General features: G+C 68.0%; 9 protein-coding genes and 1 tRNA gene. 9 read left to right on the top strand and 1 reads right to left on the bottom strand.

Annotated elements, in window-relative coordinates; all coding sequences use genetic code 11:
* Positions 1 to 217: 217 nt before the first annotated feature.
* From ACLQ27_RS16420 to ACLQ27_RS16380, 9 genes are all read left to right on the top strand, one after another.
* Entirely contained in the window at positions 218 to 3,202 is a 2,985-nt protein-coding gene (locus tag ACLQ27_RS16420; RefSeq protein ID WP_425867453.1) for a glycoside hydrolase family 3 C-terminal domain-containing protein, read from the top strand.
* Between the two features lie 349 nt (positions 3,203 to 3,551).
* Complete coding sequence (locus ACLQ27_RS16415) at positions 3,552 to 6,245, top strand: RICIN domain-containing protein (RefSeq protein ID WP_425867451.1); 2,694 nt, start codon at positions 3,552 to 3,554, stop codon at positions 6,243 to 6,245.
* A gap of 119 nt (positions 6,246 to 6,364) precedes the next feature.
* Positions 6,365 to 6,661, top strand: a complete 297-nt coding sequence (locus ACLQ27_RS16410) for a DUF6582 domain-containing protein (RefSeq protein ID WP_234581390.1) — start codon at positions 6,365 to 6,367, stop codon at positions 6,659 to 6,661.
* Between the two features lie 77 nt (positions 6,662 to 6,738).
* Positions 6,739 to 6,814 (top strand) — tRNA-Lys (locus ACLQ27_RS16405).
* Between the two features lie 1,100 nt (positions 6,815 to 7,914).
* Positions 7,915 to 9,258 (top strand): DUF4041 domain-containing protein, encoded by a 1,344-nt coding sequence (locus tag ACLQ27_RS16400; protein WP_425867449.1) that lies wholly within the window; start codon positions 7,915 to 7,917, stop codon positions 9,256 to 9,258.
* 470 nt (positions 9,259 to 9,728) lie between these two features.
* Positions 9,729 to 11,384: a glycoside hydrolase family 44 protein gene (locus ACLQ27_RS16395; protein ID WP_425867447.1), complete on the top strand. Its 1,656-nt coding sequence runs from the start codon at positions 9,729 to 9,731 to the stop codon at positions 11,382 to 11,384.
* A 54-nt stretch (positions 11,385 to 11,438) separates the two neighbouring features.
* Positions 11,439 to 12,008: a kinase gene (locus ACLQ27_RS16390; protein ID WP_425867866.1), complete on the top strand. Its 570-nt coding sequence runs from the start codon at positions 11,439 to 11,441 to the stop codon at positions 12,006 to 12,008.
* Positions 12,009 to 12,117: 109 nt separating this feature from the next.
* Positions 12,118 to 12,504, top strand: coding sequence for a hypothetical protein (locus tag ACLQ27_RS16385; protein ID WP_425867445.1), 387 nt, complete (start codon positions 12,118 to 12,120; stop codon positions 12,502 to 12,504).
* A 230-nt stretch (positions 12,505 to 12,734) separates the two neighbouring features.
* On the top strand, positions 12,735 to 14,960 hold the full coding sequence (locus tag ACLQ27_RS16380) for a peptidase M6 immune inhibitor A (protein WP_425867444.1): 2,226 nt from the start codon (positions 12,735 to 12,737) through the stop codon (positions 14,958 to 14,960).
* 125 nt (positions 14,961 to 15,085) lie between these two features.
* Here ACLQ27_RS16380 and ACLQ27_RS16375 read toward each other — a convergent pair whose 3' ends face one another.
* On the bottom strand, positions 15,086 to 15,511 hold the full coding sequence (locus ACLQ27_RS16375; protein WP_234581386.1) for a VOC family protein: 426 nt from the start codon (positions 15,509 to 15,511) through the stop codon (positions 15,086 to 15,088).
* Between the last annotated feature and the right edge of the window lie 56 nt (positions 15,512 to 15,567).

Genomic DNA, 15,567 nt, shown 5'->3' with positions numbered 1-15,567 from the left:
CCCGCCCGGCCCGGAGCCGCCGCCACTGGTGCAGCCCATCGGCTCACATCTATAGTTGCCGAAATCACCAGATCATGGCCGTGGTCCCTGCGGCCGGATCGTCGAAGCGCTTCGACGATCCGTCGTTCAGGCCCGTCAACCGGGTGTCGAGCCTGGCCACGCCGGTCGGTCTCGGCGTCCTTCGTGACGTCGCTCGTACGACATGAGGAGAAACCGCATGCGGAACAGGCGCCTTCGGCGCGGGATCACCGCGCTCGCGCTCGCACTGCTCGTCCTACCGGCCGTTCCCGGCACGGCGCACGCCGAACCCACCTACCCGTTCCGAGATCCCCACCTGCCCGTGCAGGCCCGGGTCGACGACCTGCTCGGCCGGCTCACCCTGGACGAGAAGATCTCGTGGCTGCACCAGTACCAGCCGGCGGTTCCCCGGCTGGGCATCGGCCTGTTCAAGACCGGCACCGAGGCGCTGCACGGGGTCGCCTGGTCCACCGACATCGACAACAACGGCGCGGTCGTGAAGGCTCGCGGCACGTCCTTCCCGCAGCCGGTGGGCATGGCGAGCACCTGGGACACCGACCTGATCCAGCGGGTCGGCTCGGCCGTTGGCGACGAGGCGCGCGGCTACCACGCGCAGAACCCGCGGGTCTGGGGCCTGAACCTCTGGGCGCCGGTGGTCAACCTGCTCCGCGACCCTCGGTGGGGCCGGAACGAGGAGGGCTACTCCGAGGATCCGCTGCTCACGGCGAAGATCTCCACCGCGTACGGCTCGGGGATGACCGGCGGGGACCCGGACCACCTCAAGAGCGCACCGACCCTGAAGCACTACCTGGCCTACAACAACGAGGTCCGGCGCGACGTCACCTCGTCGAACGTGCCCCCACGGGTGCTCAACGAGTACGACCGCGCGGCCTTCCGGCCGGCCATCGCCGCCGACGCGGCGACCGGGGTGATGGCCTCGTACAACCTGGTCAACGGCCGTCCCGCCACGGTTGACCCGGATCTGGCGACTGTGGTGCGCGGCTGGACCGACCAGCCGCTGATGAATGTCACCGACGCCTGGGCGCCGAACAACCTGGTCGCCTCGCAGGGCTACTACGCCACCCAGCCCGAGGCGAACGCCGCGATCATCAAGGCCGGCGTCAACAGCTTCATCACCGACGACACGAACGCCCAGCCGACGGTCACCGCCATCAAGCAGGCCCTCGCCTCCGGCCTGCTCACCGAGGCGGACATCGACGCCCGGATCTCCGAGACCCTGAACGTCCGGTTCCGCCTCGGTGAGTTCGACCCGGGAGGCGGCCGGTACGGCGACATCACCCCGGACGTCATCAACAGCCCCGAGCACCAGCGGCTGGCGCGGCAGGCCGCCGGTGCGGCGATGGTGCTGCTGAAGAACTCCCGACAGGCCCTTCCGCTCAACCCGTCCCGGACCCGCAAGGTGGCAGTGCTCGGCCCGCTGGCCGGCACCCTCTACTCCGACTGGTACGGCGCCGACCTGCCGTACGAGGTGACCGCGCTCGACGGCATCCGCGAGCGGCTGGGCGGCTCCGCCAGCGTCAGCGGGCTCGACGGCGCCGACCGGATCGCCCTGAAGGACCCGGCGACCGGCCGGTACGTCACGGCCACCGGCACCACCGACGCCGACCCGGTCGCCGCGACCGGCGCCACCGCCTCGCTCGCCGCCCAGTTCGACGCGGTGGACTGGGGCCAGGGTGTGGTGACGCTGCGCAACGCCGCCAACGGCCGCTACCTCGGCTACAACTGGGGGCCCTTCATCACCCGCGACGAACAGCCGAACGGCTGGTACGTCCAGCAGCAGTTCACGCTGGAGCCGCAGGCCGACGGTACCGTCGCGCTGCGCTACACCGGCTACGAGACGACCGAGAGCTGGTTCGGCGCCAACACGTACGTCACGGTCGGCGACGGCGGCGCCCTCACGCTCGGCGCGTCCACCGCGGCGGACGCGACCCACTTCGCCCGCGAGGTGGTCAGCAGTGGAGTCGACCGCGCCGTCGCGGCGGCCAAGGCGGCCGACACCGCCGTCCTGGTCGTCGGCAGCAACCCGTTCATCAACGGGCGCGAGGCGCACGACCGGACCTCGACGGCGTTGAGCGCCGGCCAGGAAGCGCTGGTCAAGGCGGTGACCAAGGCCAACCCGCACACCGTGCTGGTGCTCCAGACCAGCTACCCGGTCACCATCGGCTGGGAGCAGGAGCACGTTCCGGCGATCGTCTGGACCACCCACGCGGGCGCCGAGACCGGGCACGCCGTCGCCGACGTCCTGTTCGGCGACCGCAACCCGTCCGGCAAGCTCACCCAGACCTGGTACCGCTCCGACCGGCAACTACCGCCGGACCTGCTGGAGTACGACATCATCTCGTCCGGGCAGACCTACCTCTACAGCACCGCGAAGCCGCTCTACCCGTTCGGCCACGGGCTGTCGTACACCCGGTTCCGGTACGGCCAGCCCCGCACCGACGCCCGCTCGGTCGCGGCCGACGGCACGATCTCGGTGAGCGTCGACGTGACAAACACCGGCAGCCGAGCCGGGTCCGAGGTCGTCCAGCTCTACACCCACCAGCGCACCTCCCGGGTGAAGACCCCGATCCGGGCGCTCAAGGCGTTCCAGCGGGTGCAGCTCGCACCCGGGCAGACCCGGGCCGTGACGCTCCGGCTGCCCGTCGAAGACCTGGCGAACTGGGACGTCACCCGCAGCCGGTGGGTGGTCGAGTCGTCCACGTACGACCTGCTGGTCGGCACGAACGCGGACGACATCCGGGCCCGGACGGCGGTCGCGGTGCGCGGTGCGACGATCCCGGCCCGGGACCTCTCCCGGACCACCCGGGCCGAGAACTTCGACAGGTACGCGGGGGTCCGGCTCGTCGACGAGACGAAGGCGCGGGGTACGGCCGTCGGCGCCACCGCCGCCGGTCAGTGGATCGCCTTCGCCGGTTCCGCGCTGCGCCCCGGCGCCCACACCTTCACGGCGAGGGTCGCCAGGGCGGCGGTGGGCGCCGGCACGATCCAGGTCCGGCTGGGTTCGCCCACCGGCCGGCTGCTCGGCACGGCCACCGTGCCCGGCACCGGCGACGACTACCGGTACGTGAGCGTCAGCGCCGAGGTGGCCCGGACCGCCGGCACCCACGACGTGTACCTGGTGTTCGACTCCGCGCTGCGGCTGGCGGACTTCTCCCTCAGGTGACGCGTCGGCTCGGGCCGGGGTGCCGTTCGCCCCGGCCCGAGCCGTCCCGGACCGTGCTGCCTCGGTGGAAGCGCCAGGCCTGCGAATTCATCGGATGATCCGTTATGGCGATGGGGGTCAGCCGGCCCCTTTGACCTATTTAGAAGGCATTTACGCATAGACGGGTTACAATCTCGTATTGCAGTCGTCACACGTGTGACTTACGCTCCCGGAGAGAGTTCGTAGCGATTGGCAAAAGAGTGCGGCCGGGCGGCAGGTGCCCCCGCCGGTCCTAAGTGGCGTCGCTGTTCCCTGCTCGTCGCTCGATACACGCCTCAGGCACCACGTCGACGACCAGGAAGGACAGCACGTGAGAACAGCCGCATCCACCACCCGAACGGCATTGATCGCGGCGGCGATGCTCATCGCCGCCACGGTGCCCGCCGTGATGTCACAGCAGCGCCCGGCCGCGGCCGCCGTTCAGGAGACCTACTACGTCGCCCCGGACGGGAACGACAGCAACGCGGGGACCCTCCAGTCGCCGTTCAAGACGGTGCAACGCGCACGCGACGCCGTCCGCAGTGTTAACGCGAACATGACCGGCGACATCACCGTGTACCTGCGCGGCGGCAGATACCCGGTCACCAGCACCATCGAGTTCGGCGCCAGCGACTCCGGCACCAACGGGTTCCGGATCAGTTACGCCGCCTATCCCGGCGAGACGCCGGTCCTCGACGGCGGCGTCCAGGTGACCGGGTGGACCCAGCACAGCGGCAACATCTGGAAGGCGCCGCTGGATCGCAGCACCAAGCTGCGCACGCTCTACGTCAACGACAAGCGGGCGCAGATGGCGACCAAGACCGTCAGTTCGGCGGGGTGCTACGGGACGTACAACGTCACCGCCGGTCAGGCGTCCTGGGCGTGGGAGTCGGGCTCGCAGTGCGACGGCGCGAAGTACAGCCAGAGCGACTTCCCCGCCATCCCCCGCAACCAGGACGACATCGAGATCGAGACGGGCACGACCTGGACCACCGCCATCGTGGGGGTCCGCCAGGTGACCACGGACGGCGCGAACCGGGTCGCCCTGTTCCAGCAGCCGGGCGCGGCCATCGCGCAGGGCGCGTTCAACGGCAACGCCCAGGTCGGCGGCAGCCACAAACTCATGAACGCGTACGAGTTCCTCGACGCCCCCGGCGAGTTCTACTTCGACAAGGGCACGAAGACGGTCTACTACTACAAGGCCAGCGCCGACAACATGTCGACCGCCGCGGTCTACGCGCCGAACAACGTCGCCACCCTGCTGCGGGTCGCCGGCGCCTCGACGAGCAGCCACGCGCGCAACATCACGTTCTCCGGCCTGACCGTGGAGCACTCCGACTGGAACCTGTTCAACGTCGCCGGCTCGTCCTTCAAGCAGGCGCAGCAGGGCAACCTCGGCGCCCAGGTGTACGCCAAGGGCAACTTCCACGTCTACTACTACCGCAACGTGGACGTCACGCCCGGCATCGTCCAGGTGCAGAACGCCGACGGGATCCTCCTGCAACGCAACCGGATCCAGCACACCGGCGCCGACGGCATCAGCATGGTCAACGACGTGCAGAACTCGCAGTTGATCGGCAACTACACCAATGACGTCGCCGGCTCCGCCATCGACGTCGGCCATCCGCAGCACGTCTACATCGGAGACGGCACGTCGAGCAACCGGGAGAAGTACCTCCCGCAGGTCGAGGGGCTGCCGAAGAACATCGAGATCAAGAACAACTATCTGTACGACAGCGCGGTCCTGTTCAACGGGCACAGCCCCATCTCGGCGTACTTCGTCGACACCCTCACGATCCAGCGCAACCGGATCGAGAAGGCCCCCTGGTCGGGCATCACGATGGGCTGGGGCTGGTGGAACTTCGACGGGTCGTCGGGCTCGATCGCGCCCAACCGGCCGACCACGACGGCGCGGAACAACACCATCAGCTACAACCACATCATCGACACGGTCCAGCGCCTCAGCGACACGGCGCCGATCTACACGCTGGGCAGCCAGCCCGGGACCACGATCACCAACAACTACCTCCAGGGCGTGCCCTCGGGCCACAAGTACGGACTGCACCCGGATGAGGGGTCGGCGTACATCACCTTCCGGGACAACGTCCTGAGCATCGACAAGAACGTCACCTGGATGATCAATTCCGACGACTTCGGTCGGAAGCACGATCTGAGCATCACGCAGATCTACGGCCCGATCAACAAGGTGTCGAACAAGAACCTGCCGAACAGCACGGTCGCCGACATCCTCGTCTCCTCCGACTACGTCTGGCCGGCGGCGGCGTACACCATCGCGGCCAACTCCGGCCTGGAGGACGCCTACCGGGACATCATTCCGGCGAGCAACTTCTCCGCACCGAACTATGTGCTGCCGGCCAGCACGTTCGTCACCAGCGCCACGGCGTCGATCCCGATCCGGAGCACCGGCGACGCCACCAAGTCGGTCTGGCTGGCTCCGTACGGCACGACCACCTTCACCGCCGGGCCGACGATGACCAGGGCTTCCGGCACCGCCACGTCGATCGCCGTGCCGACGAGTCAGGGCGAGTACCGGCTCTACGTCGTCGACGCACAGGGCAACCGGTCGGCCGAATCGACGTCGATCGTCCGGCAGCAGAGCGGGGGCGGCAGCCAGCAGGGCGGGCAGCTCGTGGGCGGCCAGTCCGGCCGTTGCGTCGAGGTCCCCAACTCGTCCACCACCAACGGCACCCAGGTGCAGCTGTGGGACTGCGGCGGGGGCGCGAACCAGCGGTGGACCGCCACCGCCAGCAAGCAGCTGATGGTGTACGGCAACAAGTGCCTGGACGCTTCCGGGGCCGGCACGGCCAACGGCACCCAGGTCATCATCTGGGACTGCCACGGCGGGCTCAACCAGCAGTGGAACGTCAACGCCAACGGCACCATCACGAACGGCCAATCCGGGCTCTGCCTGGATGCCAACGGCGCCGCCAGCGCCAACGGCACGAAGATCATCCTCTGGTCGTGCAACGGTGGCCCGAACCAGCAGTGGAGCCTGCGGAGCTGACCGACCGACAGCGCCCGGGGCCGGGCCGATGACGGCCCGGCCCCGGGCTGTCCGCATCTCCGCCCACACCTCGTCCGGCCAGCATGTGCTACCGGACAACAAGTGGGTAATGGTGGGTGATGAAGACAACCTGGAAGCCGCACGAGAAGCACGGCGGCCTGTCGGAGAAGGACAAGCGTGAGTTGCCGGAGAGCGTTTTCGCGTTCCCCGACAAGCGCAAGGAGCCGATGACCGACGCGAGTCACGTCCGTAACGCCGTCGCCCGCTTCGATCAGGTGCAGGGTGTCACTGACAAGGAGCGCGACCTGGCGTTCCAGAACATCCTCGCCGCCGCGAAGCACTACGGCGTTGACGTCGCGGAGACGAACTGGCGCCAACTCGGCAAACTGCCGCACACGCCGAACCCCGCGCACTGAACGCACCGCGTCCGGCCCCGGGGACGGGTCGCAGGGCCGGGTCGAGGGCGTGTTAGCGTGCTCGTCGTTGTCAGCGGGCGCCGCTAGCTCAACTGGCAGAGCAGCGGACTCTTAATCCGCGGGTTCGGGGTTCGAGTCCCTGGCGGCGCACCAACGATCAAGGCCCTGACCTGGTGGTTCACACCGGGCCGGGGCCTTTTTCGCGTATGGGGGCGGTGGGCGGTCGCCCGAGGAACCGGACCATCTCCCGCGTGGCAGGCACTGGCAAGCTCATGCCGCTTGATCACGCGCTCAGTTCGAGTACCAGGGACGGAGGCGCAGCTGATGATGGTGTTCGCTGCCTTGACCGATGCTCCGTGGGTTCTGGAACATCACCGGCCGAGTCACCGAGCTCTTCGATGGCAGCGATTACCGCATTCGGTTGAGCGCTTCGGTCAATGATGCCGCTACGTCAGGCTGAGAGAAGTCCTAGACCATCAACAGTCCGTCCGAACTGGTGAGGGTAAGTCGCCCGTACAGCATGATCGGTAGTTGTCTATTGTTCTTGAAGCGGCGATCCGGACCTCCCGACTTGTTGGTGTACTGCCAGGTCGTTCCGACGCATTGAGCGTCGGCCGGTGGAGCTTCCGACTCAATGAAGCGCTGTGGCTGCGCATGGGCATTTTCTGCGGCATAGGGGAGGCGGGCGTACCGTCTGCCGTGGCGGACGATCAGCCGGTCCGGAAGAAAGTAGATAGAGTGTTCTTTACCGTGCAGGCTTCTTGGGCTTACAGGGAGGGTGACGTTCCCTTGCCCATGATCGCGGCTCCTTACTTGTGGCCGCCCGTGCTTTGACGCCCAGATCCTCATCGATGGGCTGCGAGCCCTCCACGGGTCGGACCGTCTCTAGCCGCAGGCCCCGCTTAAGATCGGAAAGTCGCCAACGCTCGTTCCTGTCGGTAACCGGACTGAAGTCCCCAGTCGGTTAAGGGTGGCCGCCTGGATGGCTGGAACTGCCGATCCGAGTTGTCGATTTTGCCTTGAGGACTGCGGCGCTACCTTCGTCGGGCCGTGGTGAAGCCTTGGGGGCAATGATGGGATACCGCTTTAATGCACCACCGAACTGGCCGGCTCCGCCTGTTGGATGGATCCCGCCATCGGGCTGGAAGCCGGATCCCGCGTGGGGCCCTCCTCCGTCCGGGTGGCAATTATGGATCCCCGACTCGTCAGCTCCGGCCGAGGCAGCGCCCGTTGCGGTCGCTCGGCAGGTTGCTGTGGCCCCCGTCGTCGTCTCCCAGCAGCGCAGCGAAAGTCCCGAGATTCCCCTGTTCGGTGCGCGTGGCAAGGCACGCGAACTCGCTGTGGAAAATGAGCATCTTCGCCGCGAGTTGGACCAGGTGAGGGTGGAGCTGACGGGTCTGCGGGCAGAGATGTCACGGCTTGGCATGCTGTCTGCGATCGAGCTTGAGCAGCATCGGGCTCGACTTGGCCGTGAGGTCGCCGACCAGGCTGCGAAGGGTGAAGCGCAAAAGGCCGAACTCGATCGGCACTTGCGCGGTCTCCGGCAGCAGATTGTGGTCACCGAGGAGACTGCGCTACTCCAGGAGGCAGGTGTCTATCAGTACCGGCACCCCCTGTCGGACGCGGTCGCCTACCAGAGCCAGCTAAGCCGCCTTCAGGAGCGGATCAAGGCGATGACCAGGAAGGACGGAGGCGCTGTCAAGGCCGCCACCGGGTGGACGGTCAACGGCTCGGCTGCCGAGGGTCGGGCTATGATTCGGGATTTTTCCAAGCTCATGCTTCGTGCCTACAACGCCGAGGCGGACAACCTGGTACGAGGGTTGAAGCCGTACAAGCTCGCCTCGGCCGTCGAGCGGCTGGGGAAGGTAGCTGCGACCATCGCCAAGCTCGGCAAGACGATGGACATTCGTATTGCCGAGGGGTACCACCGGCTGCGGGTGGAGGAGCTTGAACTCACCGCCGACTACCAGGAGAAGCTGGCTGAGGAGAAGGACAGAGAACGCGAGGAGAAGGCTCGGCTCCGCGAAGAGCGACGTGCTCAGCAGGAGATCGAGCGCGAACGCGCTCGGCTGGACAAGGAACGTCAGCACTACGCCAATGCCATGACGGTCCTTCAGGCTAAGGGTGATATCGATGGGGCAGCCCAGATGCAGGATCGGTTGAGCCAGATTGACACTGCGCTCCAGGATGTCGACCGGCGGGCCGCGAACGTCAGGGCTGGCTACGTGTATGTGATCTCCAACCTCGGTGCGTTTGGCGAGAAGATGGTCAAGGTCGGCATGACCCGTCGCTTGGATCCGCTGGACCGGGTGCGCGAACTCAGTGACGCCTCGGTGCCCTTCAACTTTGACGTCCACGCCCTGTTCTTCTCCGAGGACGCTGTCGGCATCGAGGCGCAGATGCACGCTCGTTTGGCCGACCGACGTGTCAACCTGGTCAACCACCGCCGCGAGTTTTTCTACGCCACTCCGGAAGAGGCCAAGCTGCACCTGCTGAAGTTGGCTGGCAGCCTACTGCAGTACGAGGAGATCCCCGAGGCACTGGAATACCGGCAGAGCCTCACCCATGCGCAGAAGCAACCAGCCGCAGCCACATGACAGGCCAAGGCCTTGGATGGCGGGTACCGCCAAGCTGGCGGGGTCCAACGGATCACTGTGCACACGGCGCTCTGCAACTGTTATGGGTATCCGTCGCCGATGGACCAGCCCGGGTGGACTGTTCGCCATCCGGCCAGGTGGTCCACGACAAGACCAGAGCGAACTCGCCGACCACACTGTCACGCACGTGTACCGCCTCGACAGGGGTTTGGTGGCGGAGATGGGGATCCGGGAGTGACATGACGTGCTCCCATGCCGCCGCTGGCTACGACCCCACCGTCCGCGGCGATTGGAGCCGAGGAGGCATCGTGGTCGCCGAACGTCGCGTACCCGTAGAGCACCTGACGGTGGCGGCCACCAGTACGAATATGACTATCTTATCGACCTCAATCGATTGACTTGAGATAGACAACAAGTAATGTGTTCGTGGGTTCGGTCCGTCCCGGACTGATCGGCGGCAGGAGTTTCTGATGGGTGTGCAACGACGGCGCAAGCCGCGCCGGGCCACGGTGATCGGTGTGGCCGGATCTCTCGTGGCGGGGCTGCTGACCACCCAGGCCGTCGCCGGCCCGGCGAAGGCCGCCGCCGACCTCACCCTGGCCGTGGACGTGGCCGCCGCCCGCCACAAGATCAGCCCCGACATCTACGGCATGAACGGCGGCGACCCGTCGCTCGTCGCTGAACTCGGCACGCCGGTGGCCCGCTGGGGCGGTAATGCGACCAGCCGCTACAACTTCAAGAACCACACCTACAACACGGGCAGCGACTGGTACTTCGAGAACATCGTGGCCGGGCCCGACAACACGGTCGAGGCGTTCGTCCAGCGAAACCGGGACCACGGGACCAAGCAGGTGGTCGCCGTGCCGTTGATCGGATGGGTGGCGAAGGACTCGCCCTCGTCACACCCGTTCGCCTGCGGCTTCCCGGCCACCCGCTTCCCGGAGCAGGACTCGTTCGACCAGTGGGACCCCAACTGCGGCAACGGCCGGCACGCCGACGCGAACCTGACCGGTGCGCTCCCCACGGACACCTCGATCCCGGCCGACGCGTCGTTCGCCGGCGAGATGGTGTCGCATCTGGTGACCCAGTTCGGTCCGGCGTCACGCGGCGGCGTGTCGATCTACGAACTCGACAACGAGCCGGTGCTGTGGAACTCCACCCACCGCGACGTGCATCCCGACCCGGTGAGCTACGACGAGCTGGGCGGCAAGGGCACGGCGACCGCCGCGGCCATCAAGGCCACCGACCCGCGCGCCGCGGTGCTCGGCCCCTCCGGCTGGGGTTACTGCGAATGGGTGGCGTCCGGCGTGGACGGGTGCGCGCCGGGGGCCGACGCGGCCGCGCACGGCGGGCTCAACCTGTCCCAGTGGTACCTGAAGAACATGAAGGACTTCAGCGACGCCCACGGCGGGAAGCGCTTCCTCGACTACTTCGATCAGCACTACTATCCGCAGATCAGCGGCGGCAAGGACCCGGATTCCAACGCGCTGCGGCTGCGGTCCACCCGGTCGCTGTGGGATCCGACGTACGTCGACGAGTCGTGGATCGGCCCCGGCGGGGTGAACGCGCCGCCGTTGCAGTTCATCCGCCAGATGAAGGCATGGGTCGCGCAGTACTACCCCGGCACCAAGGTCGCCATCACCGAGTACAACTGGGGCGCGCTGGACGACATCAACGGCGCCCTCGCGCAGGCCGACGTCCTCGGCATCTTCGGGCGCGAGGGTCTGGACCTGGCCACCATCTGGGGCGAACCCAAACCGACCGACCCCGGCGCGTACGCGTTCCGGATGTACCGGAACTACGACGGAGCCGGGAGCAGGTTCGGTGACGTGAGCGTGTCGGCGGTCAGCGGCGATCAGGGTCAGCTCGCGGTCTACGCCGCGCAACGCTCGTCCGACAAGGCGCTCACCGTGCTGGTGGTCAACAAGACGGGCGGCGATCTGACCTCCCGGTTGGCGCTCGCCGGATTCCGCGGCGGCGACAAGGCGCAGCGGTTCACCTACAGCCCGGCCGACCTCACCTCGATCGTCCGGGGTGCGGATGTCCGGGTGGCCCGGGGCGGCGTCAGCGCAACGTACCCGGCGAACTCCGTGACGCTGCTCGTCCTGCCGCAGCGTCGGCCCTGAGCGTCCACGGGCGACCTCGAACGTGATCGGGTGCGGCGGGTGACGGCCAGCGTCATGCTCGCCGAACTCACGGGCAGCCCGGATACGATCCTCGTCTGCGTTCGGGGAAACTCCGGCTCGGGCAAGAGCAGCATCGCCCGCGAGTTACGACGCCGGCACGGCCGGGGCTGCGCCCTGGTCGAGCAGGACTACCTGCGCCGCATCGTCCTGCGCGAACGGGACAGGCCTGGCGGTGCGGCACCGGCGTTGATCGGGCAGACCGTTCGGTTCGCCCTCGACCACGGGTATCACGTCGTGGTGGAGGGCATCATGCACAGCAGCCGCTATCGCAGCATGCTGACCTCGCTGCGGGACGGCCACCGAGGGCGGTCGCTGTTCTGCTACCTCGACGTGTCCCTGGCCGAGACCCTGCGCCGGCACCTCACCCGCCCGCAGGCCACGGAGTTCACCGCCGAGCAGATGAGCGGCTGGTACGTCGCCCGTGACGTCCTGGGCTGGCCCGACGAACTTGTCCTGCCCGAGACCACCGGACTGGACGATGCCGTCGAGGCCATCGCGACCGCCGCCGGGCTGCCCCAGATCGGCCGTGACGACGACCAGCTCCCGAACGTGCCGCTCCCGTAGCGCAGCTCAGTTGGCCACCGGTGGCCGCCCGCCATCCGGCAGGTTGAGTGCCCACCTGTGGCAGCATCGACGGTGTTGAGCGAGGGTGAACCGTTCTACAGGAGTGCGTATGGCGCTGGGTCCCGTACTGGTGATCGGTCTTGATCCGGCGCGGATCCCGGGCTGGGACCCGGAGCCGGTGGTCGCGGCGATAGCCCGCGGTCAGGCCCGTTTCGCGGAGCACGGCGTCGAGGCCGACATGTGCCTGGTGGCGCCGGACGACGACCCTGAGACCGCGATCGTCGAGGCGCTGACCCGCCGGGACTTCGCCTGTGTGGTGGTCGGCGGCGGCATCCGCAAGCACGAGCCGTTGCTCCCGCTCTTCGAGAGGGTGGTCAACCTTGTCCGGCAGCACGCTCCCGGCGCCGCGATCGCCTTCAACAGCACCCCGGAGGACACTGTCGACGCCGCGCTGCGGTGGCTGCCCGGCGACGTGAGCGGACGCCACGACGGCTGAGGCCGTAAGCCTCGCCAGCAGGCGGCGACCGGGATGGTCCGCGACGCCTCGGGTCAGCACGCGGGCAACGCCGAGGGAATAGGTCGGCGGGGTGACATGGATCGCTCCCATGATCAGTCGAGAGACATGGTTGCCTCGGGCTACCGTGTCGTCGGTCAAATGATCAGCGTGAGCGGCTGGCATCCCGGCCGAGTCACGGGCACCGGGTCAGACCCCCTGAAGGAGGTTCCATGGCACGCACCCGCATCGCCGGGACGCTCGCCGCCGTCCTCGTCCTGCCGGCCCTCTCCGTCGTCGTCGCGGCGTCACCGGCAGTGGCGGAACCCGCCGCGTCGAAGGCCGCCCAGCCGAGCGACATGCGTGAGCTCACCCGCAAGGACTTCACGCTCGACGGGCGGCCCATCGCGACGCCGCCGCGCTACCAGCCGCGCACCCAGGCCCGCCGGCAGGCGCAGAAGGCGACCGTCGAGACGCCGGCGGTCGGTACGGTCCGGCAGTGGCTCGGCCTCGACGACGTCGAGGGCACCGTCTACCGCAAGGACTACACGCTGCGGGCCGTCGGTGAGCACATCGAGGTCTGGGTCGCCAACGACCTGGCATTCCCGGCCGGCGACTGCCGCGCCCAGGTGCCGTCCTCGACGCAGATCACCGACACGCAGGTGCAGCACCTCGTCGACGAGTTCGACAACAACATGTACCCGAAAGAGACGAACGCCTTCAGCACCCCGCCGGACCGCGACGGCACGAACGCCCAGATCGGGCCGGACGCCGACGGCAACGGCGGTGTCTACACGGGTGCGGGCGACAAGACCGTCACCCTCGTGGACAACGTGCGCGACGACAACTACTACACGTTCCCGGCCGCGCCGACCTACGTCGCCGGCTTCTTCTCGGCGCAGTTCAACGAGCTGCTCGACCGGAACGTGATGACCGTCGACGCGTTCGACTGGCTGCACCGGATGACGGCGAACCCGCCGGACGAGCCCACCGACGACCTGTGCACCAGTCGTGGCGCGCGGCCGAACAGCTACGAGGGCACGTTCGCCCACGAGTGGCAGCACCTCGCGCACTACTACACCGACCCGTTCGAGGGTAACTGGATCAACGAGGGTCTCTCCGACTTCGCCATGTCGCTGACCGGTTACAGCAACTCGAAGGCCACCGTCTTCGACCGGGGAGCGGACAGCCACCTCTACTGCTACCAGGGTTTCGGCACCGTCCAGACGCCGTACAACACCAACCCTCGCGAGTGCGGCGGGCCGGAGAACTCCCTGACCCTGTGGGACGAGAGTCCCGACCCGAACGCGGTGCTCGCCGACTACGGCAGCGCGTACTCGATGATGATGTTCCTGTACGACCGCTACGGCGCGGCCTTCATGTCCCGGCTGCACCGCGACGGCGAGCGGCAGGGCATCGCGAGTCTCGACGCCGAGCTGGAGACCGTCGGCGTGCACGACGTCTACCAGGTCGTCCACGACTTCCAGTCGATGACCCTGCTGGACAAGCTCGTCGGCGAGTCGAAGCTGGGCATCACCCTCGGCGTCGCCAAGAGCCGGGTCACCACGCCGAGCCTGCGCTCCACCGTCAACCTCGCCAGCGCGGCGGCCAACGGCACGCCGGGTGTCGCGCCGAACGGCGCCGACTATGTGCAACTCGGCGCCGCGAAGGGCAAGGTGCTCAGCGGTCGGGATCTGCGTTCGGTGAAGTTCCAGGGCGCGAAGACCCTGCCGGCGCTTCCGCTGGCGTGGACGAGCACCACTTCGGACCCGGACCGTCCGGGCAACGCCGTGCTGTTCTCCGGCAACGCCAACAGCCTCGACTCGGCGGCGGTCACCTCCGTCGAGGTGCCGACCGCGGACCCGACGCTGCGGTTCCTCGCCAAGTACGGCGCGGAGCTCGGCTTCGACTACGGCTACGTGACCGTGTCGACCGACGGCGGCGCCACGTACACGGCGATCCCCGGTGACCACACGGTCGAGGGCCCGCTGGGGCCGGCGCTCAACGGCACGACCGACGGATTCGAGGCACGCTCGTACGACCTGTCGTCGTACGCCGGCAAGACCGTGCTGCTCGGCTTCCGCTACGTCAGCGACGGCGGCGTCAACGAGGGCGGCCTGCTGCTCGACGACATCACCCTCGGCGGGAAGACGATAAGTGACGGCGCCAGCCTGACGCCGTTCGACTCGCCCACCGAGATCCGGCCGACCCAGGTCAAGAACTGGAACCTGCGGCTCATCGGCATCGACGAGAAGCACTCCATCGCCTGGCAGTTCGAGTCCAACGGCAAGTCCGAGGTCACGATCGGCAAGGTGCAGTTGGCCGTGCTGGACGCGTTCCCCAAGGTCGTCGCCGTGGTGGCGTACGACGAGCCGACCGAGCAGGTGACGCAGTACGCGCCGTACCAACTCACCGTCAACGGCGTCGTACAGCCCGGAGGGGTCGGCTCGCTGAGCTGATCTCCGCCCCGATCGCGGGGGCACCTGCCGTCCTGGCCGACGGCGGGTGCCCCCGCGTCGCTCTTCCCGCAATCGGGACCATCAGTGCTGTGCGGTGGCGTACGGGGAAGTCGGGCACGTTCAGGTCAGGCCGACCTGAAGGACGCGAGAACGTCGAGGTAGTGCGGGTTGGTCATGACGCCCAGCACGTTGCCGAAAGGGTCCACCACCGCCGCGGTGACAAACCCGGCGTCCCCGTGCGACGTGATCGGCTGGTATTCCGTGGCGCCCATCGCGAGGAGTCGGTCCACGGTGGCGTCGAGGTCGTCCACGTGCCAGTGCATGACAGCGCCACCGGGGCCGGTCGCCGAGCCGGCTGGCGCGTACCTGCGGTCGATGATGCCCAGCTCCGCCTGGTAGTCGCCGACGCGGAACTCCGTGTAGGCGGGACGCCCGTCCGGACCGGGCCGCGAGAAGTAGGCCTCCTGGCCCAGGAATCGGGCGTACCAGTCAGTGGCCGCCGCCACGTCGTCCGCCCAGATGTTCAGGGTGGCGAATCCGCGCAGGCTCACCTGGTGTCCTCTCGTCGATGTCGTCCGGTGGTCACGCTATCGGCGAGCACCGACAG

The organism is Micromonospora sp. DT63 (assembly GCF_049841615.1).
In the GTDB taxonomy this organism is placed as follows: domain Bacteria; phylum Actinomycetota; class Actinomycetes; order Mycobacteriales; family Micromonosporaceae; genus Micromonospora.
Note: the sequence above shows the minus strand (reverse complement) of the source record. Positions and strands in the feature narration are given on the sequence as shown.

Coding starts and splice junctions, on each gene's coding strand:
- ACLQ27_RS16410 (WP_234581390.1), top strand. CDS start 6,365: ATGAAGACAACCTGGAAGCCGCACGAGAAGCACGGCGGCCTGTCGGAG.
- ACLQ27_RS16395 (WP_425867447.1), top strand. CDS start 9,729: ATGGGTGTGCAACGACGGCGCAAGCCGCGCCGGGCCACGGTGATCGGT.
- ACLQ27_RS16385 (WP_425867445.1), top strand. CDS start 12,118: ATGGCGCTGGGTCCCGTACTGGTGATCGGTCTTGATCCGGCGCGGATC.
- ACLQ27_RS16390 (WP_425867866.1), top strand. CDS start 11,439: ATGCTCGCCGAACTCACGGGCAGCCCGGATACGATCCTCGTCTGCGTT.
- ACLQ27_RS16420 (WP_425867453.1), top strand. CDS start 218: ATGCGGAACAGGCGCCTTCGGCGCGGGATCACCGCGCTCGCGCTCGCA.
- ACLQ27_RS16380 (WP_425867444.1), top strand. CDS start 12,735: ATGGCACGCACCCGCATCGCCGGGACGCTCGCCGCCGTCCTCGTCCTG.